Source organism: Paenibacillus sp. G34, from assembly GCF_056856875.1.
In genome coordinates this window covers 812,053-833,944 of sequence record NZ_CM166469.1, presented here as the reverse complement: position 1 = coordinate 833,944, position 21,892 = coordinate 812,053, and the positions used below count along the sequence as shown (strand labels likewise).

At 48.0% G+C, this 21,892-nt stretch carries 15 protein-coding genes, 3 rRNA genes and 1 riboswitch; of the genes, 2 read left to right on the top strand and 16 right to left on the bottom strand.

What is annotated here, in order from left to right:
- Nucleotides 1-4: 4 nt before the first annotated feature.
- The 10 genes from purS to AC1VYS_RS03760 all read right to left on the bottom strand — a co-directional run bounded on the left by purS (nt 5) and on the right by AC1VYS_RS03760 (nt 7,997).
- Complete coding sequence (gene purS / locus AC1VYS_RS03805; protein ID WP_090923368.1) at nt 5-250, bottom strand: phosphoribosylformylglycinamidine synthase subunit PurS; 246 nt, start codon at nt 248-250, stop codon at nt 5-7.
- A 451-nt stretch (nt 251-701) separates the two neighbouring features.
- Entirely contained in the window at nt 702-1,055 is a 354-nt protein-coding gene (locus AC1VYS_RS03800; RefSeq protein WP_482913064.1) for a hypothetical protein, read from the bottom strand.
- 36 nt (nt 1,056-1,091) lie between these two features.
- Entirely contained in the window at nt 1,092-1,964 is an 873-nt protein-coding gene (locus tag AC1VYS_RS03795) for a phosphoribosylaminoimidazolesuccinocarboxamide synthase (protein ID WP_482913063.1), read from the bottom strand.
- 302 nt (nt 1,965-2,266) lie between these two features.
- Nucleotides 2,267-3,565: an adenylosuccinate lyase gene (gene purB, locus AC1VYS_RS03790; RefSeq protein WP_154960735.1), complete on the bottom strand. Its 1,299-nt coding sequence runs from the start codon at nt 3,563-3,565 to the stop codon at nt 2,267-2,269.
- A complete protein-coding gene (purK, locus tag AC1VYS_RS03785; protein WP_482914899.1) occupies nt 3,562-4,752 on the bottom strand; it encodes a 5-(carboxyamino)imidazole ribonucleotide synthase in 1,191 nt (396 codons plus the stop codon). The genes purB and purK overlap by 4 nt, the downstream gene beginning before the upstream one ends.
- An 11-nt stretch (nt 4,753-4,763) precedes the next feature.
- Complete coding sequence (gene purE, locus AC1VYS_RS03780; RefSeq protein ID WP_482913062.1) at nt 4,764-5,249, bottom strand: 5-(carboxyamino)imidazole ribonucleotide mutase; 486 nt, start codon at nt 5,247-5,249, stop codon at nt 4,764-4,766.
- A gap of 221 nt (nt 5,250-5,470) precedes the next feature.
- Nucleotides 5,471-5,572, bottom strand: a riboswitch (purine riboswitch).
- Nucleotides 5,573-5,892: 320 nt separating this feature from the next.
- On the bottom strand, nt 5,893-6,327 hold the full coding sequence (locus AC1VYS_RS03775) for a universal stress protein (protein ID WP_482913061.1): 435 nt from the start codon (nt 6,325-6,327) through the stop codon (nt 5,893-5,895).
- 168 nt (nt 6,328-6,495) lie between these two features.
- The gene (locus AC1VYS_RS03770) at nt 6,496-6,759 is read right to left on the bottom strand and encodes a DUF1294 domain-containing protein (protein ID WP_482913060.1); all 264 of its coding nucleotides are present in this window, start codon (nt 6,757-6,759) and stop codon (nt 6,496-6,498) included.
- A gap of 115 nt (nt 6,760-6,874) precedes the next feature.
- Nucleotides 6,875-7,012: a hypothetical protein gene (locus tag AC1VYS_RS03765; protein WP_441930133.1), complete on the bottom strand. Its 138-nt coding sequence runs from the start codon at nt 7,010-7,012 to the stop codon at nt 6,875-6,877.
- Nucleotides 7,013-7,100: 88 nt separating this feature from the next.
- Nucleotides 7,101-7,997, bottom strand: coding sequence for an ROK family protein (locus tag AC1VYS_RS03760; protein ID WP_482913059.1), 897 nt, complete (start codon nt 7,995-7,997; stop codon nt 7,101-7,103).
- A gap of 139 nt (nt 7,998-8,136) precedes the next feature.
- Here AC1VYS_RS03760 and AC1VYS_RS03755 point away from each other — a divergent pair, with 139 nt between their 5' ends.
- Nucleotides 8,137-9,330: an AraC family transcriptional regulator gene (locus AC1VYS_RS03755; RefSeq protein WP_482913058.1), complete on the top strand. Its 1,194-nt coding sequence runs from the start codon at nt 8,137-8,139 to the stop codon at nt 9,328-9,330.
- Between the two features lie 138 nt (nt 9,331-9,468).
- Here AC1VYS_RS03755 and AC1VYS_RS03750 read toward each other — a convergent pair whose 3' ends face one another.
- A complete protein-coding gene (locus AC1VYS_RS03750) occupies nt 9,469-11,598 on the bottom strand; it encodes a DNA topoisomerase III (protein WP_482913057.1) in 2,130 nt (709 codons plus the stop codon).
- Nucleotides 11,599-12,023: 425 nt separating this feature from the next.
- On the opposite strand from AC1VYS_RS03750, the gene AC1VYS_RS03745 reads away from it, so the two are divergent.
- Entirely contained in the window at nt 12,024-13,961 is a 1,938-nt protein-coding gene (locus AC1VYS_RS03745) for an amidase family protein (protein WP_482913056.1), read from the top strand.
- Between the two features lie 348 nt (nt 13,962-14,309).
- Here the strand turns inward: AC1VYS_RS03745 and AC1VYS_RS03740 are convergent, their stop codons facing one another.
- From AC1VYS_RS03740 to AC1VYS_RS03720, 5 genes are all read right to left on the bottom strand, one after another.
- Nucleotides 14,310-15,308, bottom strand: a complete 999-nt coding sequence (locus tag AC1VYS_RS03740) for a beta-ketoacyl-ACP synthase 3 (RefSeq protein ID WP_482913055.1) — start codon at nt 15,306-15,308, stop codon at nt 14,310-14,312.
- A 217-nt stretch (nt 15,309-15,525) separates the two neighbouring features.
- Nucleotides 15,526-15,642: ribosomal RNA gene (gene rrf, locus AC1VYS_RS03735) — 5S ribosomal RNA — on the bottom strand.
- 150 nt (nt 15,643-15,792) lie between these two features.
- Nucleotides 15,793-18,840, bottom strand: a 23S ribosomal RNA gene (locus AC1VYS_RS03730).
- Between the two features lie 337 nt (nt 18,841-19,177).
- Nucleotides 19,178-20,733 (bottom strand): 16S ribosomal RNA (locus AC1VYS_RS03725).
- The 16S, 23S and 5S rRNA genes sit together here, the layout of an rRNA operon.
- A 618-nt stretch (nt 20,734-21,351) precedes the next feature.
- Nucleotides 21,352-21,741 (bottom strand): hypothetical protein, encoded by a 390-nt coding sequence (locus AC1VYS_RS03720; RefSeq protein ID WP_482913054.1) that lies wholly within the window; start codon nt 21,739-21,741, stop codon nt 21,352-21,354.
- Between the last annotated feature and the right edge of the window lie 151 nt (nt 21,742-21,892).

The window sequence follows — 21,892 nt, the reverse complement described above, 5'->3', positions numbered from 1 at the left end:
GAGATTAACCCTCCAATTCGTAGCGGTAATCTTCAACAACGGTGTTGGCGAGCAACTTCTCACACATCACTTTCAATCGTTTTTCCGCTTCCACACGATCTGTTGTATCCAGATTCAGTTCCATGACTTTACCGATCCGTACACTTTCCACTTCGTTGAATCCCATGGAATGCAGGGCTCCTTGAACAGCTACACCTTGCGGGTCGAGTACGCTTTGTTTAATAGTGACATATACGGTTGCTTTGATCATGATCTGTATGTTCCTCCTCAGTAATGAACGGGATAAATGCTTTATGCTGTTAAAAAAGTTGCTGTAGCCTTGGGACGGGCGCTTCGGTGTGGATGGTTCCTCCGGCCGCTTGTTGTTCCCCGGTTTTTCTGAATCGTTTTGGCCCGCACTGCGGTCAAAACCCGGGAACAAAGGCGGACGCTTCGCTCCTTCGTGAACCATTCCACCCCTACGCTCGATCCTGCGGCGCTAATTTTTAAAGGCCTAAACCCTTTGCGTTGCTCGGCGGGTAGTAAAAACGGTGGCCTTGGGACGCTCGCTCCGGTGTGGATGGTTCCTCCGGCCGCTGGTTGTTCCCAGGTTTTTCTGATTCGTTTTGGCCCGCGCTGCGGTCAAAACCCGGTAACAAAGGCGGACGCTTCGCTCTTCGTGAACCATTCCACCCCTACGTCCCATCCTGCGGCGCTAATTTTTAAAGGCCTAAACCCTTTGCGTTGCTCAGTGGCAACTGTAAGAGCGGTAAACCTAAACCAATCCATAGCTTTCCGCATGCGTGGGACAGGTTTTCAAGTCTTTGAGTAACATTGATTTTAATTCTTGTAATCTTTCCAGGCTTCATACTTGGTGAAGCCTTCGCTTTAATTACCTCATCCACCAGTTTGAACACTGGCGGAGGGAAAGATTTGAGCTGGAGAAGCGGAGCGTTCGCCTTTGCAACCGGAATGTGTCCTTTTGAAAAAAGGATTAAAATCCAAACATTCCGGGGGCAACAGCGATGGAAAGCCAAACTTTCCCGCAGCCACACGCTCAAACGTCTCTTACTCAAACTTTCCCGGAGCACACGCTCAAACGTTACCTTTTATTATTTCGTTAAACGTTTATAAATATCGACGTATCTTGCCGTTGTCGCTTCTACAACCTCTTGTGGAAGTGGATCGGGCTTGCTGTTCTTGTCCCAATCGGTGCCTGCAAGATAGGTACGGACAGGTTCTTTATCCATGCTGTCGATCTCAATGTCGAGAGCATAGTTTTCTTTTGCCCAGAAGCGGGAAGCATCCGGGGTGAAGATTTCATCGATCAGGATCACCTTACCGTCCACGATGCCAAACTCGAATTTGCAGTCTGCGAGAATGATACCGCGCTGATCGCAGTAATCACGAGCAAACTCATAGAGTCGCAAGCTTTTCTCTTGAAGCTCGATAGCAAGTGCGTCTCCGACAAGCTCTTTCATACGCTCCATCGAGATGTCCTCGTCATGACCAACGTCATTTTTGGCAGCCGGTGTGAAGATAGGCACTTCAAGCTTGGCATTTTTGCGCAGGCCTTCCGGCAGTTTGATTCCATTCACTTCTCCGGTTGTCTCATACTGTCTCCAGCCACCACCAGTGATGTATCCGCGCACCACACATTCGATATCGATGCGCTCTGCTTTACGTGTAACCATGATGCGGTTTTTGAGCAATTCAGGTTCGGTGACCAGATCATCCAGCTGATTCACATCGGTATGAACCACATGGTTTTCCATCATGTTGCCCGTCAGTTCAAACCAGAAGCTACTGAGTTGATTCAGCACATTACCTTTCTCTGGAACCGCCGGGTCGAGCACGTAATCAAATGCCGAGATGCGATCCGTCACCACAATAAGAAAGTGCTCACCCAGATCGTATAGCTCGCGTACTTTTCCTTTGTATAACAGAGGTGCTTTAACAAGATCTGCCGCCGTGGACAGTGCCATGGGGTCACCTTCTTTCAGGAGATGTAAAATATACGTCCAATTCCCCTCATCACGCGGGGCCACTCCAAATGCAGAAGAACCTTCCGATCGCTGTTATCCCCGAATTTTTCTGATCCAATTGTATAAGGGGAAAATTCGGTGATAAAGGCGAACGCTTCGCTTCTACAGGTTTTTTCTGCATTCTTCGTTCCAGCGTGAACACATAATCAACCTATACTTTTAGTGGGGTATTTCTGTCTTCTGCGTTCCCTTGTAGCCCATCATTCGTTTCTCTAGCCTTATTAAGGGCATATATTAATCGATTAGTCGTTCAAGCCGAGTTTTTTGAAGATTGTGTCCACGTGTTTCAGGTGCCAGGACGGGTTAAATGCATCTGCAATTTCCTCATCGTTCAGCACGGCTGTAATTTCAGGTGTGGACTTCACGATGTCCTGGAATTGACGTTGTTCTTCCCACGCTTGCATGGCACGCGGCTGCACGGTATCGTACGCCTGCTCACGGCTGAAGCCTTTGTCGATCAGCTTCGTCATAACGCGGCCGGAGAATGGTACGCCAAAGGTACGTTCCATGTTGCGTTTCATGTTTTCCGGGAACACAGTCAGGTTCTTCACAATGTTACCGAAACGGTTCAACATGTAGTTCAGCAACATCGTTGCATCTGGCAGAATGACACGTTCTACGGAAGAGTGCGAGATGTCGCGCTCATGCCACAGCGTTACGTTCTCGTATGCAGATACCATGTGTCCGCGGATAACACGGGACAGACCAGAGATGTTTTCACTGCCGATCGGATTGCGCTTGTGCGGCATTGCGGAAGATCCTTTTTGACCTTTGGCAAACGCTTCTTCCACTTCACGGAACTCGCTCTTCTGCAGTGCACGTACTTCTGTAGCGAACTTGTCCAGTGAAGTTGCGATCAGTGCCAGCGTAGCCATGTACTCCGCATGACGGTCACGTTGCAACGTTTGCGTGGAGATTGGTGCAGGCTTGGTACCCAGCTTCTCACAGACAAACTCTTCAACAAATGGATCGATGTTCGCATATGTTCCTACCGCACCGGAGATTTTACCAAACTGTACGCCATCCGCTGCATGGCGAAAACGATCCAGGTTACGCTTCATCTCTTCATGCCACAATGCCATTTTCAACCCGAATGTCGTTGGCTCTGCATGTACACCATGTGTACGTCCCATCATTGGCGTGTGCTGGTAAGTCAGTGCTTTTTCGCGCAAAATTTCGATGAAATTAATGATGTCTTTTTCCAAAATTTCGTTCGCTTGACGCAGTACATAACCAAGTGCCGTATCCACCACGTCCGTGGAAGTCAGGCCGTAGTGTACCCACTTCCGCTCTGCACCCAGGCTCTCGGATACCGTACGTGTGAACGCGATAACGTCATGGCGTGTTTCCTTTTCAATCTCATAGATACGATCAATGTCAAAAGAAGCGTTCTGACGAAGCAAAGCTGCTTCTTCCTTCGGGATAACTCCAAGCTCAGCCCATGCCTCGCATGCGCAAATTTCAACTTCCAGCCACGATTGGAATTTGTTTTCTTCCGTCCAGATGGCTCTCATTTCGGGTCTGCTATAACGTTCAATCATGAATTTGTATGCCTCCATAGATTAGTTTGTTCGATCCATTGCAATCCTTCTTGGACATCCTGACAGAGCAGGTTCACATGCCCCATTTTCCGTCCTGTCTTCGCTTCGCTCTTGCCATATATATGAAGCTTAGGGATGACACCCAGTTCCATCGCCTCTTCATCAGGTTGCCCTGTTCTTGCGATGATTCCTTCCAGATGCTCACCAAGCACATTGACCATAACGACGGGACTTAACAGTGTTGTATCCCCCAGCGGTAATCCGCAGATGGCACGAATATGCTGCTCAAACTGTGATGTGGCGCAAGCCTCCATCGTGTAGTGTCCGGAATTATGCGGCCTTGGAGCCAGCTCGTTCACATACAGTCTACCGTCAGCGGCTACAAACAGTTCCACCGCCAGCAGTCCTACAGCTTCCATCGATTCAGCAACCGCCGCTGCCAGTTTCTGTGCTTCAAGCTGAATGTTCGTAGCCACTCGCGCAGGTACGATCGACGCATGCAAAATGTTGTTCACATGAATGTTCTCCGCAGGCGGGAACGTTTTGATCTCTCCATTCGTGCTACGGGCAACAATAACCGAAATCTCGCATTCAAACTTGATAAATTGCTCCAGCACCAGCTCTGCTCCTGTCGATGCAAGCTCTTGGTACGCCTCTTCTGCTTCCGCTGCGACCCGGATCACCCGCTGACCTTTGCCGTCATATCCACCAGTCACTGTTTTCAACACACATGGAACTCCTAATTCACTCACCGCAGCATTCATCGTATCCAAACTGGTAATTTCGCGGTATGGAGCAACCCTTACACCAGCGGCCTCAATCGCACGTTTCTCACGCAGGCGATGCTGTGTTGTATATAAAAGAGTGCTGCCTTGCGGTACAAAGGACTCGCGCTCAAGTAATGCGGCCACCTCTGCATCCACATTTTCGAACTCATACGTAATGACATCGCATTGCCGTGCGAGTTCTCTTGCTGCCTGTACATCATCGTATCCTGCCTGAATCTGCTTTGCAATTTGACCACAAGGTGAGTCTGGCGTTGGATCAAGGGTAACAAACCGATATCCCATTGCTGCTCCAGCGAGTGTCATCATCCGTCCAAGCTGGCCACCGCCGAGAATACCGATTGTAGTCCGTCCGGGCAACAGCGCAGACTGCCCTTCGCTTGCTCCACTAACCTGTTTCATTGCTTCGCTACTCATAGCTCATCACTGCTTTCCAGTACTTCTTGTTTAATCCGTTCTCTGCGAGCTTCGGAGCGGCGCTGCACTTCCGGGTCAAATGCGCCAATGATCTGTGCAGCGAGCAAGCCTGCATTGGTCGCACCCGCTTTGCCAATCGCAACCGTCGCTACCGGGATGCCGCCAGGCATCTGCACAATGGACAGCAAGGAATCGAGACCGTTCAATGCTTTGGATTGAACCGGAACACCGATGACTGGAAGCATCGTCTTGGATGCCACCATACCTGGAAGATGAGCCGCTCCGCCTGCACCAGCGATAATGACCTTAAATCCTCGGTCAATCGCCTGTTCTGCATATTCAAACATCAAATCCGGTGTACGATGTGCGGAGACGACTTTTTTTTCATAACCAATCTCAAGCTCGTCCAGCACCTCGCACGCATGTTTCATCGTTTCCCAATCGGACTTACTGCCCATAATTACAGCAACTCGCACTGACATGAATACATCCCACTCCCATCTGAGCATTTTAGAACCCATTTGTCGTATAAGCTGAACTAAAGGTAATTTACACGGTCACTTCAATGCCCTTTTGCAAATGAAAACAAAAAGTCCGCTACCCGCGAAAATATACATTTTCTCCGGACACCGGACTCCAAGAAATACGTATCCCTCATTTGGGCATGCCAAAAGGGGCTTGCTGTCCGCAATCAACCATGCGACTCTCAGCCGTATCTCCTCGTAGTCCGGAAATTTACGGTTTCCGGGTAGATACTTCCGGGCCCTATTCCCGGCGTTATACGAGCAAATATCTATTCGTTACATCTTTGTTTACCATGTTCCATAATCATACAACTTTCGTTCCTACTCGACCTTATTTTAACCTGATCGACACATCTAACATTCTAACAATCCCCTACAGCGTATGTCAACTTAAAGACGAACATTTAACATATTGACAAATCTAATGTTCGGGAATTAGTGCAGTGTTATACAATTAACTCCAAATTAGCTTGAAATACCCCATCCTGTTGCAGCAAAATAAAATAAAAAAAGAAAGCCGGCCCCTCTTCAATTTCTCGAAGACAGCCGGCTTGTTCACAAGGGACTGGAGTATAATTACACCCTCCCTCTTATTTCAAAATCATTTCACGATCAATACAGGAATTTGAGCATGCTGTACTACATTGTGGCTGACACTGCCGAGCACGAATTCACGGATTCCGCCTAATCCGCGGGAACCAATGATAATGATATCCGAACCGTTTTCTTTGGCATAGTCCAGCAGCACTTCAGCAGCAGCCCCTTGAATCAGATCCACGTTGGCTGTAACACCAGCAGCTTGAATCCGTTCTTTGGCTTCATCGGTCGTTTGCACGGCCAGATTGTAGTAATCATTGTTGAGTGAAGGCGGCAGCGGTGCCAGACCTTCCCCAATAAATACACGAGGGAAATCAAATGCATGAATGACATCGAGCACAGCCCCTTGCGATGCCTTGGCAAGCTCAATTGCACGATCTAGCGCTTTATTTGAAGCTTTTGACCCGTCATAAGCTACTAATATTTTGGAAAATAACATGTTAATCCCGTCCCTTCCTTATATATGTAGAACCCGAAGCAAGCCTCGGTCTGACATCTAAATCCCTTACAGAGCCTGGAACCATGTAACTTCTTAAACCTTCACAGGTTAAGATGAACCACTTGATAAGAAACATTTTACATAACGAATTCATTCATCCCTATACAATTACTGAAAAAAGTAACCATACATTACTGCATTCAGAAATACGAGCAATGGAATGCCAATCGTAAAGCTGGGATGTTTCGTTTTATGCCTTTTCCGATACATCGCAATCCAGACGCCTAGTGCACCACCGATAAAAGCTAGTAAAAATAACGTTCTCTCAGGCGTGCGGTCTCGCCGCTGCTGTGCACGTCTCTTGTCATCTGACATGACCAGATATGCGACAACATTAATAAAGATAAACCATACGATAAGTCCTGTCTGCATATGCGTTTAGCGGTCCCCCTGTCCCGGGACATCTCCCTGCCTCCATTATAATCCCAAGGCGGGCAGATGATCAACGCGGACAGAGAACCGCTCTATTTTTACATAAAGGCTGAATCTACGATTCCTGTTTTGGAATACCGTTTAGGCTTGGTACCCGTTTGGCTGCTTTCTCTGGGCTCACTGCAATATTCTCTTCCCGAATACTGTCCTTGTTCTGCTGATTATTGCGTTTCTCCGGTTTATTATGTGGCATCTCAGGCTCACCTCCTCCGCTTACGTTGCCTGAAAACGAAGCATCTTATACGAAGGAGTCACCTATACTTTAGGCTTTAGGGGCACGTCTAGTTGTTCCGGTGGCTGTTTAGAAAATGATATAACGCTCCGTACAGGTTGGCATCATTTCCAAACGTACAGGCTGTAATCTGTGGGCTCGCCTTATGCAATGGGTTAATTCGCTTCAGTTCATCTATTGCCCATTGGATTCGCTCCAGCACAACAGGCTGTGCACTGATGCCTCCTCCAATGGCAAACACTTCAGGGTCGAGAATGTATTGCAGATTCATGATCTGAACTGCAATCTGTGTGCAAAAGGTATCAAATACACCACACGCCTCCGCATCTCGCTGATTAATAAATTCAAACACGGCCTCACCATCGGCAGGGTCATCCAGCCCTTTTAACTCACCAATCTGTCTAACCATCTCTACAGCCGAGCTCTCCAGTCCAAAATAGGCCGCTTCCTTCGTTACCGGGTTAATCCGGCTCATCACATAACTAACCTCTCCGGCTGACAAGTTTTTGCCACGTTGCAGTTTACCGTCCATGATGATTCCTCCCGCGATGCCGCTGCCCAGCACCATCACGACGGAATCCTTGGTATCTTTGACACTGCCGAGCCACAGTTCAGCAAGCGCTGCACACTTCCCATCATTTTCAATGGATACATGGATCGCATATCTGTCTTCAAGAAGCTTGGCTAAATTGACCTCATGCAAAAATGGAAAAGAACCGCCGTGGTACACTATTCCTGTTTCTACATCGATTGTTCCTGGACAGCTTAGAGCAATGCCCTGAATTTGTGACATGTCTTGTGCGTCCACGATGGCAAAGAGTCCATCCTGCAGTTCCTGAAGGCCGCTTCGCCCAATACCGCGTTTCCCTTTGGATAAAAGTTCCCCACTTTCGCTCATTACACCGTACTTGATAAACGTTCCACCAATATCAATAACCAGATACATTCTGTCTGCCTCCTGCTCTATACATCAGTGATCAAATCAAACCTCTTTATTGAAATATAAAGCGTTCCCAATTATATTTATGGTACTTATTTGTGATTATTGGTATTTAATTATGATCATTAAGGAGATGGAATCCGCAATGTCAACGATAACTGGGGACAAGCTTCAATGGATCATACAAACGTTATATGATGCTACTCGTATTCCTGTGTTCTACCTTATTCGAGGTTCCAGCAGTCATAGTTCTTTAAGCCAAGAGCTGTTGAGTCAGCTTCTATCCATCCCTGTACAGCGGAAAGTTCAAATTGTCTATTACCATCACCATGAACAGAACCTTAAGCAAGCCGATAAAATGATCCTACTCCCCGTTTCCACTGGTGAGGAAACAGGTTTGCTCGTTCTCTGGCCCAACGCACATCAGTATCTGGAGAGCAGTCCGTTTGCTGTTTGGGATCAATCTCCCGACCAATCAACCTTCTCTGAACCAGATGATCTGCATCCGTTGCTAAGTGCGGCGATTATGGCTCATTATCTTTTACATCATGAAGTTCTGAATCGGGATGAAGTGCTGGAGGACAACCAAACAACAGCAAAAAGCTATACGGAAGGTATACTCGAACTGTCTCTTCTGGAACAGAGGGAACGAAGCTTGTTTCACAAATCCTATCTTTCAGAGAAACAGGTGTTTGATCAGGTCCGTCTAGGGAACAAACCTAAAATGCTGCTGTACCTGAAACAGCATATGGATCTGAAAGGTGTCTACGGTACCTTATCCGAACATGACAGTTTACGGAGCAAAAAAAATCTGATCATCGCAGCCATCACACTGGGAACTCGTGCTGCCATTGATGGTGGATTGTATTCGGAGTCGGCCCTTACGCTTAGCGACACTTATATCCAACAAATTGAAAAGCTGTCCAGAATTGATTCGATTCACCCGATTCTGCAGAATATACTTGGTGATTTTACCGAACGTGTAGTCAAAGTCCAGAGAGCTCATTTCTCCAAGGATATTCTGTTATGTCAGGAATATATATTCAATCACCTGTACGATGATTTAAGTCTATTGGTACTATCCTCACATCTGCAAATAAACCCCTCCTATCTTTCCCGCAAATTCAAGGAAGAGACTGGAGAGGCGCTTCGCATTTTTATCCAAAGGCAACGGATTGAAGAGGCCAAAAATCTTATCGTTTTCTCAGACTATCGACTGAGTGAGATTTATACACTGCTAAACTTTCACGATCAAAGCTATTTCATTAAGGTATTTCGAAAGCATACAGGCTTCACACCTAGGGAGTATCGTAATCGCTTTGTCGTCAAGCCGTCTTGAAAAACAAGCACGAGCACAGATTGCTAGAAAAAACAGCAATTTATACGTGACTGTAACTTTTCGCGCCCACTAACAGCTGACGCATGTATATACGAAAAAATTTGAAATTTCACAGTCTACGATATACATGCTGTAATCTTATTTCCCCTGCTTCTCCATGGCTGCCTTCAGCAAGTCTCCCAAGTTGGAACCGATGGATTCCTGCTTCGCATATTGCTTCACCAGCTTTTGTTGCTCGCGTTTGTTTACATGCTGCTTGTCCTTGTCCAGTGTTTCGGTAATTCCGCATGGCAGACACTGAACATACAGTCCAGCTTTGCCTTCCTTAATCTCCATCTTTTTATGGCACTGCGCGCAGCGGCGGTTCGACAAGCGCTTCTCATTGGAGCGGCGATAACCACAGTCCTCTGTAGGACATACAAGGAACTTGCCGCGTTTCCCCTTTTTCTCTAGCAACTTGGCATTACAGTCCGGACAGTGGCTGTTGGTTACATTATGCGGCTTGTACTCCGCTTTACTGCTTTTCACCGTGGATACAAGTTCCTTCGCCATAGAACGAATGCCATCCAGAAACGGACCAGGCTTCCCCTGTCCACGTGCAATCCGCTCCAGTTCAGCCTCCCAGCGAGCTGTCAGTTCCGGTGTACGCAGCTGCGGTGCAGCAAGCTCGATCAATTGTTTGCCTTTGCCGGTTGGATGCAGACTGTTGCCTTGTCGATCGATCGTATCCGAACTGACCAGTTTCTCAATAATATCCGCGCGTGTCGCGGGTGTGCCGAGTCCATGCTTTTCCATCTGGGAGAGTAGTGCAGCTTCCGTATACCGCTTCGGCGGCATTGTACGCCCACTCTTGATATGGCAGCGCTGGAGAGTTAAGGATTGCCCTTGCTGTATATCCGGCAGAAGTACACGATCTTGACCGCTTCCGTCATCCTCACGCTCATCTTCATCATCCGTGTAATCACCGCCGTAGACTTCACGCCAGCCACTATCTTTCACCGTCGTGCCCTTCACGTGGAAGGAATCCTTCCCTACCTGTACCGTAATAGCAACAGAATCGTACCTCGCCGCCGGATAGAACAGACTGATAAAACGGCGAACAATGAGATCGTATAACTTACGTTCCTCAGGGCTGAGTTGATTTAAGAGCACCGTCTGCTCGGTTGGAATGATGGCATGGTGATCCGTAACTTTGCTGTCATCCACGATTCGTTTGGTAATGTTCAGATTTTTACGGAGCAAAGGGCGTGCAAGAGACGCATAAGGGCCGACAGCTACACTCTCTAACCGCTCCTTCAATGTCCCTGTCATGTCGGAAGTCAGATAACGGCTATCTGTCCGCGGATAGGTAACAAGCTTATGCTGCTCGTATAGGCGCTGTAATACGTTAGAGGTCTGTTTGGCGGAAAAACCGTGTTTACGGTTCGCATCCCGTTGAAGTTCCGTAAGGTCATAGGCCAGTGGATGCGGCTCGACTTTTTCACTTTTTTTCACTTGGGCAATCGAGCCTTTACGTCCTTCCACCCGTGCTTTCAGTTGTTGCATATCCTGTTTATCGAACACTCTTGAATCCCCGCCACCTGCACGCCATACCGCCTGAAAATCTCCAAAGTCCGCGGTTAACGTCTCGTATTCCTGCGAACGGAAGCCGTTAATTTCATTTTCCCGATCCATGATCATGCCTAGAGTTGGGGTCTGTACACGCCCTGCGGATAATTGAGCATTAAACCGCACGGTTAGCGCACGTGTCACATTAAGGCCAATCATCCAGTCTGCTTCTGCACGGCAGCGTGCAGATTCATAGAGGCGATCAAACTGACTGCCCGGCTTCAGCGAAGCAAATCCATCCTTGATCGCTTTATCGGTCTGAGATGAAATCCACAATCGTTTGAACGGCTTTTTCCACTGTGCCATCTGCATAATCCATCTTGCCAGCAGTTCTCCTTCACGTGCTGCATCGGTTGCAACAATAAGCTCGCCTACATCTTGACGTTTCATTAGTTGCTGCACCGCTTTGTACTGGTGGTTAGTCTCCCGGAGCACTTTCAGCTTGGTCCGCTCTGGCAAAATCGGCAGATCCTCCAGATTCCAAGTAGCATATTTTTTGTCATAATCCTCTGGTTCAGCGAGCCCCACCAAATGCCCAAGGGCCCACGTTACAATATACTTCGGACCTTCCATGTAACTTTTATGTTTATCACGTGCTCCCATCACCCGGGCAATCTCCCGAGCTACAGAGGGCTTCTCTGCGAGTACTAATGTCTTCACTTCGTATCTCTTCCTTTCTTTCGAAACGCTAATAATCTGAGACAACGATTTGTCTGCCTATCTTTCCATCTTTCCATTATATCATCTCAACCGGGATCATGTTTTTCGCAAGTTTATATTCGAAGAGGGTTTCAACGGTCCCTTTTTTTTGCAAATACATTCAACTTATTCCCCAATTATATTGCGTTAGATTCATGTTAGGTAATATCGATATTTTAAAATCTACAATAAAAAATTTGCTCTACACTTCCATGACTCATAGAGGAAACATGAGATATGTTCACATAAAACCAATATGTATGCGTTTTTTTGAATAAATACTAAGTTTGTAAGATTACCTGACATAAATATAAGATGTGCAAAAGCATATACAACAGAATGCTAACAAACACATCATTTTAGACATCGGAAGGGAGCGTGGATGCATGACTTATCATGGATCTGTATTAAAAAAAGGCGGAGCCTTATTACTCGCGGGAACCGTAGTTGCCGCAACGTGGGGAGGAACTGCTGTACCTTCGGCTTTCGCCGCCGCAGCAACTCCTTCAAGCCAAACCTCGACCGCCGCCGCCCTTGCAGGGAAAGCGCCGGTCAGTGCCGCAACCTTCGTTCAGGCCATGGAAGAAGCCGCTACACTTGCAGGTGTACCCTTTACCATGGACAAGCTCTCCGGTGCGACAATGTCACGCAAAGATGCTGCACTTGCCTTGCAGCAATGGCTCAAGCTGGACGCCGCTCCGGCATCCTTCAAGGATGTGCCGGAGCAGTCCGAGTATGCTAGTGCCGTCGGTGCTTTGAATACCGCCGGACTGATGAAAGGCTATACAGACTCTCTTTTCCTGCCGAACGCTGTACTGACAGCAAGCGACGTCTCTATTTTGAAAGATCGCATTTATACCTACATAAAACCGTTTGTGCTCGAAGAAGCCACCATCATGGATATGCAAACCGCTATGGAGCAAGGTAAACTGACATCCAAAGAGCTGGTGCAGCAATATCTCGCTCGTATTGCCAAATACGATGACCAAGGTGTTAGCATCAATGCTGTCCTCAATTTGAACCCGGATGCGCTTAAAATTGCTGAACAACTCGATGAAGAGCGCGCAGCTCAGGGACCTCGTGGCCCACTTCATGGTATTCCGATTCTGGTGAAGGATAACTTTGATACCAAAGACATGCCCACCACGGCTGGCTGTATCTGCCTGAAGGACTCCATTCCGGCTCATGATGCAGAGCAAGTAAAGAAACTGAAAGCAGCGGGGGCCATTATTTTGGGAAAAACAAACCTGCATGAGTTTGCTTTTGGCATCACAACTTCCAGCTCACTGGGAGGACAAACGTTGAATCCGTATGCCCTTGATCATTATCCAGGTGGCTCTAGTGGCGGAACAGGTGCAGCCATCGCTGCAAACTTTGCAGCTGCAGGCATGGGCACCGATACAGGTGGTTCCATCCGTATACCGTCCAGCTTTAACAGCCTTGTAGGCATTCGCCCGACCATCGGACTGTCCAGTCGTGAAGGCATCATTCCTCTCGCACTTACGCAAGATGTTGGTGGACCGATGGCACGTACCGTAAGTGACGCGGCGATTATGCTGGATGCTACCGTTGGCTATGACAAAAAAGATGTTGCTACTGCTTACGCGGTAGGGAAAATCCCTTCCAGTTACACAGACTTCCTGGATGTAAATGGACTAAAGGGTGCTCGAATCGGTGTAGCTCCTGAACTCATCCCAAGCACCAAAGCAGAGGAACAAGCAGTTGCTGACGTCATCAACGCCGCCGTTGAAGAACTGAAATCCCTCGGCGCTACTGCGGTACCGATCTCCATTCCAAACTTTGCCGAGATCAATAAATATCCTAGCCTCAGCGGCTATGAATTCAAGTTTCAATTGAATAACTATCTGGATTTCCTGGGTGAAAAAGCACCCTATCATAGCTTATCCGAGATCATCGCATCAGGTCAGTTTGATAAAACCCAAGAACAAGCCATGAAAACACGGGATGCACGGGACACGTTGGAAACATCTGAGTACAAAGATATCGTTCTGAAGCGTACTCAAATTACTCGTGATTCCTTACTGAAAGTAATGGCGGATAACCATTTGGATGCAATCATCTATCCAACATCAACACAAGCTGCTGGCGTGATCGGCAAAGGGCAAACCTCTGGCGCCAACAATCGTCTAAGCCCATTCTCCGGTTTCCCATCTATTACCGTACCGGCCGGTTTCACAACAGATGGCTTGCCTGTCGGCATGGAATTCCTGGGCCGCGCCTTTGACGAAGGCACGCTGATCAAGCTGGCTTACAGCTACGAACAAGGTACACACCATCGCCAAGCACCAGAATTAACCCCTTAACGTTTTGAGTATATCGGCACAAGCACTCATGCTTCTGAACGTCATTGTAAATGTTGAAAGTATAGTCTACCCTTATGAAGGTTTAAAAGTACTCTATTTTCATTAGGATAATAGATTTTGCAATTGCAAATTATGCAGGGGATATACCGATTCTACGTAGGACAGTAGATCAGAGGGACGTTACAGGATCTGATTTTTTGAAAACTAGATTAAAATCCTATGTGTCAGGTACTGGGATTAATTTTATTATTGAAGATTAATAAAGGAGGTAGAGCTCAGATGACTTGACTCTACCTCCTTTATTAGTTATGTGCCTGAAGTGTATTTCACCCTAACAAATTTGAACATTTACTCCTTATCCGGTACACCCCATCGAACAATTAGACCTGAATAAGTTAGTCCACCTCCAAAACCAAATAGCGCAACGTTCTGCCCGTGTTTTAGCTTTCCTTCATCCACCGCAATCTGCAAAGCGAGAGGAATAGAGGCCGCAGAGGTATTCCCCCGATATTCCACACTTGTTAGCGTACGTTCCTGCGGAATAGGGCCTCGCTCACACATTGCTTCAATCATGCGCATGTTGGCACTATGCGGAACAAACCAATCGATCTGCTCAGGTGACATCTCAGCTTTTGTAATAAGCTCCGTTAATTGCTCCGGAACCATGCGGACAGCCCACTTGTAGACCTCTCTACCGTTCTGTACCAGATGTCCATCGGCGTTCAATGGCTGGCCATTCATTTCTGTAGAAAGTCCACTTTTGTATAAATGCATGCCACCTTCTCCTTGTGTCCCGGAAACGATAGACATAAAATCCCCCTGACCGGAAGCACCTTCTACTAAAAAAGCACCCGCTCCATCTCCAAACAACACACATGTTGTACGGTCCGTATAATCCGTTATTTTAGATAACGTCTCAGCTCCGATGACAAGCACCTTTCGATACATCCCACTGGTTACGAGACTATCTGCCAGTTGCATACCGTATGTGAATCCAGCACAAGCCGCGTTCAGATCAAGTACTCCAGTATGCGGAATACCCAAGTTTGACTGTACACGTGAAGCGGAACTTGGGAAAGTATACTCAGGCGTACTTGTTGCAAAAAGAATCATATCCACATCGGTGATATTCACCTCATAACGACGTATCATATCCTCCACTGCTTTTGTGGCCAGATCAGATACAAATTCATGCTCCGCAGCAATCCGGCGTTCTCTCATCCCTGTTCGTTGTACAATCCACTCATCGCTTGTGTCGACCAATTTTTCCAAATCTGCATTGCTTAGTATTCGATCCGGTACATACGTACCCATGGCTGTTATTGTTGATTTAGATTGATGATTCATAGCTGAGATCACCTCGTTTGATTTTTTACCTATTATAGCACTAAGTCTTAGTACTTGGTACTAATTTATTTGATAAGTTCGTACTATTTTTTAACAAGAGGAACTCTTCACGAAAAAACAGCCCAATTTCTTGGGCTGCTACATGATTTATATACGTTAAACTCGTAAATATAAAAAAATAAAAACCACCACCGAATTACATCGGCAGTGGTTCTTTGCTTGGCGGCGTCCTACTCTCCCAGGACCCTGCGGTCCAAGTACCATCGGCGCTAGAGGGCTTAACGGTCGTGTTCGGGATGGGTACGTGTGGAACCCCTCCGCCATCGCCACCAAACGCGATTGGATCGAAGCAATGCTTCTTCCATTCATTCAGAACTGAAAATCATACACACACTCGGTGATGTACCCATTTTCACTTCATTCAGAGTTGTTGTTCTCTGAAAACTAGATTCGAAACGAAACATACGCGATTTAAAACTTGCTATTGGATAAGCCCTCGACCGATTAGTACTGGTCAGCTCCATGCATTGCTGCACTTCCACCCCCAGCCTATCTACCTCGTCGTCTTCAAGGGGTCTTACATACTGGGAAATCTCATCTTGAGGGGGGCTTCACGCTTAGATGCTTTCAGCGCTTATCCCGTCCGTACATAGCTACCCAGCGGTGCTCCTGGCGGAACAACTGGTACACCAGCGGTACGTCCATCCCGGTCCTCTCGTACTAAGGACAGCTCCTCTCAAATTTCCTACGCCCACGACAGATAGGGACCGAACTGTCTCACGACGTTCTGAACCCAGCTCGCGTACCGCTTTAATGGGCGAACAGCCCAACCCTTGGGACCTACTTCAGCCCCAGGATGCGATGAGCCGACATCGAGGTGCCAAACCTCCCCGTCGATGTGGACTCTTGGGGGAGATAAGCCTGTTATCCCCAGGGTAGCTTTTATCCGTTGAGCGATGGCCCTTCCATGCGGTACCACCGGATCACTAAGCCCGACTTTCGTCCCTGCTCGACTTGTAGGTCTCGCAGTCAAGCTCCCTTATGCCTTTGCACTCTTCGAATGATTTCCAACCATTCTGAGGGAACCTTTGGGCGCCTCCGTTACTCTTTAGGAGGCGACCGCCCCAGTCAAACTGCCCACCTGACACTGTCCCCGCACCGGTTTACGGTACCAGGTTAGAACCTAGATACGATCAGGGTGGTATCCCAACGGTGCCTCCACGCAAGCTGGCGCTCACGCTTCAAAGGCTCCCACCTATCCTGTACAGATCGTACCCAAATTCAATATCAAGCTGCAGTAAAGCTCCATGGGGTCTTTCCGTCTTGTCGCGGGTAACCTGCATCTTCACAGGTATTAAAATTTCACCGGATCTCTCGTTGAGACAGCGCCCAAGTCGTTACGCCATTCGTGCGGGTCAGAATTTACCTGACAAGGAATTTCGCTACCTTAGGACCGTTATAGTTACGGCCGCCGTTTACTGGGGCTTCGGTTCACAGCTTCGGATTGCTCCTAACCACTCCCCTTAACCTTCCAGCACCGGGCAGGCGTCAGCCCGTATACTTCGCCTTACGGCTTCGCACAGACCTGTGTTTTTGCTAAACAGTCGCTTGGGCCTTTTCACTGCGGCCCCCTCGTGCTATTCACACTACCGGGGCACCCCTTCTCCCGAAGTTACGGGGTCATTTTGCCGAGTTCCTTAACGAGAGTTCTTCCGCGCGCCTTAGAATTCTCTTCTCGCCTACCTGTGTCGGTTTGCGGTACGGGCACCTTCATCTGGCTAGAGGCTTTTCTTGGCAGTGTGAGATCATGACCTTCGCTACTGTAATTTTCACTCCCCATCACAGCTCAGCCTTACGATGTGCGGATTTGCCTACACATCAGCCTTACTGCTTGGACAGGCATCCATCAGCCTGCGTCACTACCCTACTGCGTCCCCCCATCGCTCGTAACGATTTACGGTGGTACAGGAATTTCGACCTGTTGTCCTTCGACTACGCCTTTCGGCCTCGCCTTAGGTCCCGACTTACCCTGAGCGGACGAGCCTTCCTCAGGAACCCTTAGGCTTTCGGCGGATCAGATTCTCACTGATCTTTTCGTTACTCATACCGGCATTCTCACTTGTATGCTCTCCAGCGCTCCTTACGGTACACCTTCAACGTACATACAACGCTCCCCTACCCCTGGATCGACTTCACTCCAGCTTCGAAGCCCTGTGTTTATCCCCTGAGAAACATTTGGTCTTCCAAGATTTCACACCTTGTCAGACAAAAATGTCCTTGTGGTAAACACCGCCTCAAAGAAGCAGTGAAGTCGATCCAAGCCATAGCTTCGGTGGTGTGTTTAGCCCCGTTACATTTTCGGCGCAGAGTCACTCGACCAGTGAGCTATTACGCACTCTTTCAATGGTGGCTGCTTCTAAGCCAACATCCTGGTTGTCTGTGCAACTCCACATCCTTTCCCACTTAACACACACTTGGGGACCTTAGCTGATGGTCTGGGCTGTTTCCCTTTTGACAATGGATCTTAGCACTCACTGTCTGACTCCCGGAAGTAAGTCTATGGCATTCGGAGTTTGACTGAGCTTGGTAACCCTTGCGGGCCCCGCACCCAATCAGTGCTCTACCTCCACGACTCTGTTTTCCGAGGCTAGCCCTAAAGCTATTTCGGGGAGAACCAGCTATCTCCGAGTTCGATTGGAATTTCTCCGCTACCCCCACCTCATCCCCGCATTTTTCAACATGCGTGGGTTCGGGCCTCCAGTGCGTGTTACCGCACCTTCACCCTGGACAGGGGTAGATCACCCGGTTTCGGGTCTACGTCCACGTACTCACTCGCCCTATTCAGACTCGCTTTCGCTGCGGCTCCGGCTCTTCACCTTAACCTTGCACGGGAACGTAACTCGCCGGTTCATTCTACAAAAGGCACGCCATCACCCCTAAAACGGGCTCTGACTTTTTGTAAGCACACGGTTTCAGGTTCTATTTCACTCCCCTTCCGGGGTGCTTTTCACCTTTCCCTCACGGTACTGCTTCACTATCGGTCGCTAGGAAGTATTTAGCCTTGGCAGATGGTCCTGCCGGATTCATACGGGGTTTCACGTGCCCCGCACTACTCGGGATCCGTCTCGGAGGGAACAGACTTTCAATTACAGGGCTTTTACCTTCTTTGGCGGGCCTTTCCAGACCTCTTCGCTTAATCGGTTCCTTTGTAACTCCATGTGAGACGTCCCACAACCCCAAAGAGCAAGCTCTCTGGTTTGGGCTTCTCCGCGTTCGCTCGCCGCTACTGACGGAATCACTATTGTTTTCTCTTCCTCAGGGTACTTAGATGTTTCAGTTCCCCTGGTATGCCTCACACTAACCTATGTATTCAGTTAGGTGTAACTGGAAATTACCCCAGCTGGGTTTCCCCATTCGGACATCCCCGGATCAAAGCTTGCTTACAGCTCCCCGAGGCAGTTTCGTTGTTCGCCACGTCCTTCATCGGCTCCTAGCGCCTAGGCATCCTCCGTGTGCTCTTAGTAGCTTAACCAGGTCGCTCGTGTTCGAGCTGTCACTTCCCTTGTTTTGGACTACGTCCAAAGCCAAAAGTCGCTCCATTTCGATCACTCGCTCCAGCAATCTACCTTATAAAACACTTCACTTGTTTACACAAGATCAGCTTAAAGGAATGTTCTAATTCGCGTTTGTTTCGTTTCGATATCTAGTTTTCAAAGAACAAATCGTTTCATTCGGGCCGTTCACGGATGTGTCGGTCGAATAAACGAGAAGTTTTGAGAGTTTGAGCTCTCAAAACTGAGCAACGAGTGAGTCGTTTGCAGCTGAGCTGCATATTTGAATGTTTCCACTCGGGAAACGATTCTCCATAGAAAGGAGGTGATCCAGCCGCACCTTCCGATACGGCTACCTTGTTACGACTTCACCCCAATCATCTATCCCACCTTCGGCGGCTGGCTCCTTGCGGTTACCCCACCGACTTCGGGTGTTATAAACTCTCGTGGTGTGACGGGCGGTGTGTACAAGACCCGGGAACGTATTCACCGCGGCATGCTGATCCGCGATTACTAGCAATTCCGACTTCATGCAGGCGAGTTGCAGCCTGCAATCCGAACTGAGACCGGCTTTGCTGGGATTGGCTCCATCTCGCGATTTCGCTGCCCGTTGTACCGGCCATTGTAGTACGTGTGTAGCCCAGGTCATAAGGGGCATGATGATTTGACGTCATCCCCACCTTCCTCCGGTTTGTCACCGGCAGTCTATCTAGAGTGCCCACCCGAAGTGCTGGCAACTAAATATAAGGGTTGCGCTCGTTGCGGGACTTAACCCAACATCTCACGACACGAGCTGACGACAACCATGCACCACCTGTCTCAACTTTCCCCGAAGGGCACCTGATGCATCTCTGCTTCGTTAGTTGGATGTCAAGACCTGGTAAGGTTCTTCGCGTTGCTTCGAATTAAACCACATACTCCACTGCTTGTGCGGGTCCCCGTCAATTCCTTTGAGTTTCAGTCTTGCGACCGTACTCCCCAGGCGGAGTGCTTAATGTGTTAACTTCGGCACCAAGGGTATCGAAACCCCTAACACCTAGCACTCATCGTTTACGGCGTGGACTACCAGGGTATCTAATCCTGTTTGCTCCCCACGCTTTCGCGCCTCAGCGTCAGTTACAGCCCAGAGAGTCGCCTTCGCCACTGGTGTTCCTCCACATCTCTACGCATTTCACCGCTACACGTGGAATTCCACTCTCCTCTTCTGCACTCAAGTCACGCAGTTTCCAGTGCGATCCGGGGTTGAGCCCCGGGATTAAACACCAGACTTACATGACCGCCTGCGCGCGCTTTACGCCCAATAATTCCGGACAACGCTTGCCCCCTACGTATTACCGCGGCTGCTGGCACGTAGTTAGCCGGGGCTTTCTTCTCAGGTACCGTCACCTTGAGAGCAGTTACTCTCTCAAGCGTTCTTCCCTGGCAACAGAGCTTTACGATCCGAAAACCTTCATCACTCACGCGGCATTGCTCCGTCAGGCTTTCGCCCATTGCGGAAGATTCCCTACTGCTGCCTCCCGTAGGAGTCTGGGCCGTGTCTCAGTCCCAGTGTGGCCGATCACCCTCTCAGGTCGGCTACGCATCGTCGCCTTGGTGAGCCGTTACCTCACCAACTAGCTAATGCGCCGCAGGCCCATCCCCAAGTGACAGATTGCTCCGTCTTTCCAGTTCTCTTCAGGCGAAGAAAACAAGTATTCGGTATTAGCTACCGTTTCCGGTAGTTGTCCCAAGCTTGAGGGCAGGTTGCCTACGTGTTACTCACCCGTCCGCCGCTAAGTATCAGGAAAGCAAGCTTTCCATCAACTCCGCTCGACTTGCATGTATTAGGCATGCCGCCAGCGTTCGTCCTGAGCCAGGATCAAACTCTCCAATAAAGTTGAATTTCGCAGCGTCGTTAAACGCTGTGTAACTCATCGGGGTATTGAAAAGAGCGATAAGCTCATTTTGAATCTGACGAGATTAAAAATCTCATTGTTGTTCCAGTTTTCATACAGCCGAATGGCATGTATCAAAACCTTCACGTTCATTCTGCAAGCAGAATGTTTTACTCACTCGTTGTTCAGTTTTCAAAGATCAAACTTGTTCCCGTTACCGAAACCAGTTCGTTTCAGCAACTCTTATATAATACCATGTCCGAACCAATTTTGCAAGCTTTTTTTAAGTTTCTTTCGAAGCTTATTTCATTTACTTGCCGCACCGTGTAACCCGTGTTTTCTTGGCCGGAATTAGAATATACCATGTACAATTTCAGATTGCAAGCATTTTTTTATAACCTATTGTAACCTTATAACCTGCCTGTCCGCTACAAGAAAACAATGTACATTAAATGCATGGCCTCCATATTCTACGCACTATTCAGAAGTTATATACAATTAGCATTAAAAGCACGTATCCAAAACCCAGGCCCTTTTATCTTCATCTAATTTATTCACTTGAAATAAGTTGTTCATTTTATTTCTCTGTTCCTGACTGCTGATCATCCATATGAAGTATTAAGGCCAGATCACTTCTCCATCCGGATCACTCACATCAAAAAAGCCAACCTTGTGTCTCTTAGCCAACATACGCATTACGTTAAACGCCTCTTCAGCAACAGACCATGCAAAAGACGCATAGATTACTTCTTTTCCAATAGAATATTCGGTTATCCGGTTTTCTGTATCTGCTCCTTCAATAGCTTCGAAAATTGCATCTTCCAGGTCTATAGAAGGGAAAGTCAGCGCCAACTCTTTATAAAAACGTTGAATCGGCTCCGAACTCACTTGGATATCCGAATAGGAATAATCCTCAGTCCATTTGATTTGCTCACCATACCATTTCATAAACGACTCGTTATCTCTTGGAGCATGAAGCGGCTCAAACACCATTAAATCATAACTCATATCGCTTCCTCCATTATATGTTGGATGATAATCCATTTGCATAATCCATCTATACAAAGAAGCTTACACCTAAGAAGTTTTTGATACAGGTTCCCGAAGAATGAAATCTTCAAATCAGAATCAATAATTATTACCTTAATTTTAACCTCTA

Bases quoted from the DNA above. Each gene is read 5' to 3' on its own strand.
- purS (WP_090923368.1), bottom strand. From the start codon at position 250: ATGATCAAAGCAACCGTATATGTCACTATTAAACAAAGCGTACTCGAC.
- AC1VYS_RS03795 (WP_482913063.1), bottom strand. From the start codon at position 1,964: ATGGCACTGTCCACGGCGGCAGATCTTGTTAAAGCACCTCTGTTATAC.
- purB (WP_154960735.1), bottom strand. From the start codon at position 3,565: ATGATTGAACGTTATAGCAGACCCGAAATGAGAGCCATCTGGACGGAA.
- purK (WP_482914899.1), bottom strand. From the start codon at position 4,752: ATGAAACAGGTTAGTGGAGCAAGCGAAGGGCAGTCTGCGCTGTTGCCC.
- purE (WP_482913062.1), bottom strand. From the start codon at position 5,249: ATGTCAGTGCGAGTTGCTGTAATTATGGGCAGTAAGTCCGATTGGGAA.
- AC1VYS_RS03775 (WP_482913061.1), bottom strand. From the start codon at position 6,327: ATGTTATTTTCCAAAATATTAGTAGCTTATGACGGGTCAAAAGCTTCA.
- AC1VYS_RS03770 (WP_482913060.1), bottom strand. From the start codon at position 6,759: ATGCAGACAGGACTTATCGTATGGTTTATCTTTATTAATGTTGTCGCA.
- AC1VYS_RS03765 (WP_441930133.1), bottom strand. From the start codon at position 7,012: ATGCCACATAATAAACCGGAGAAACGCAATAATCAGCAGAACAAGGAC.
- AC1VYS_RS03760 (WP_482913059.1), bottom strand. From the start codon at position 7,997: ATGTATCTGGTTATTGATATTGGTGGAACGTTTATCAAGTACGGTGTA.
- AC1VYS_RS03755 (WP_482913058.1), top strand. From the start codon at position 8,137: ATGTCAACGATAACTGGGGACAAGCTTCAATGGATCATACAAACGTTA.
- AC1VYS_RS03745 (WP_482913056.1), top strand. From the start codon at position 12,024: ATGACTTATCATGGATCTGTATTAAAAAAAGGCGGAGCCTTATTACTC.
- AC1VYS_RS03740 (WP_482913055.1), bottom strand. From the start codon at position 15,308: ATGAATCATCAATCTAAATCAACAATAACAGCCATGGGTACGTATGTA.
- AC1VYS_RS03720 (WP_482913054.1), bottom strand. From the start codon at position 21,741: ATGAGTTATGATTTAATGGTGTTTGAGCCGCTTCATGCTCCAAGAGAT.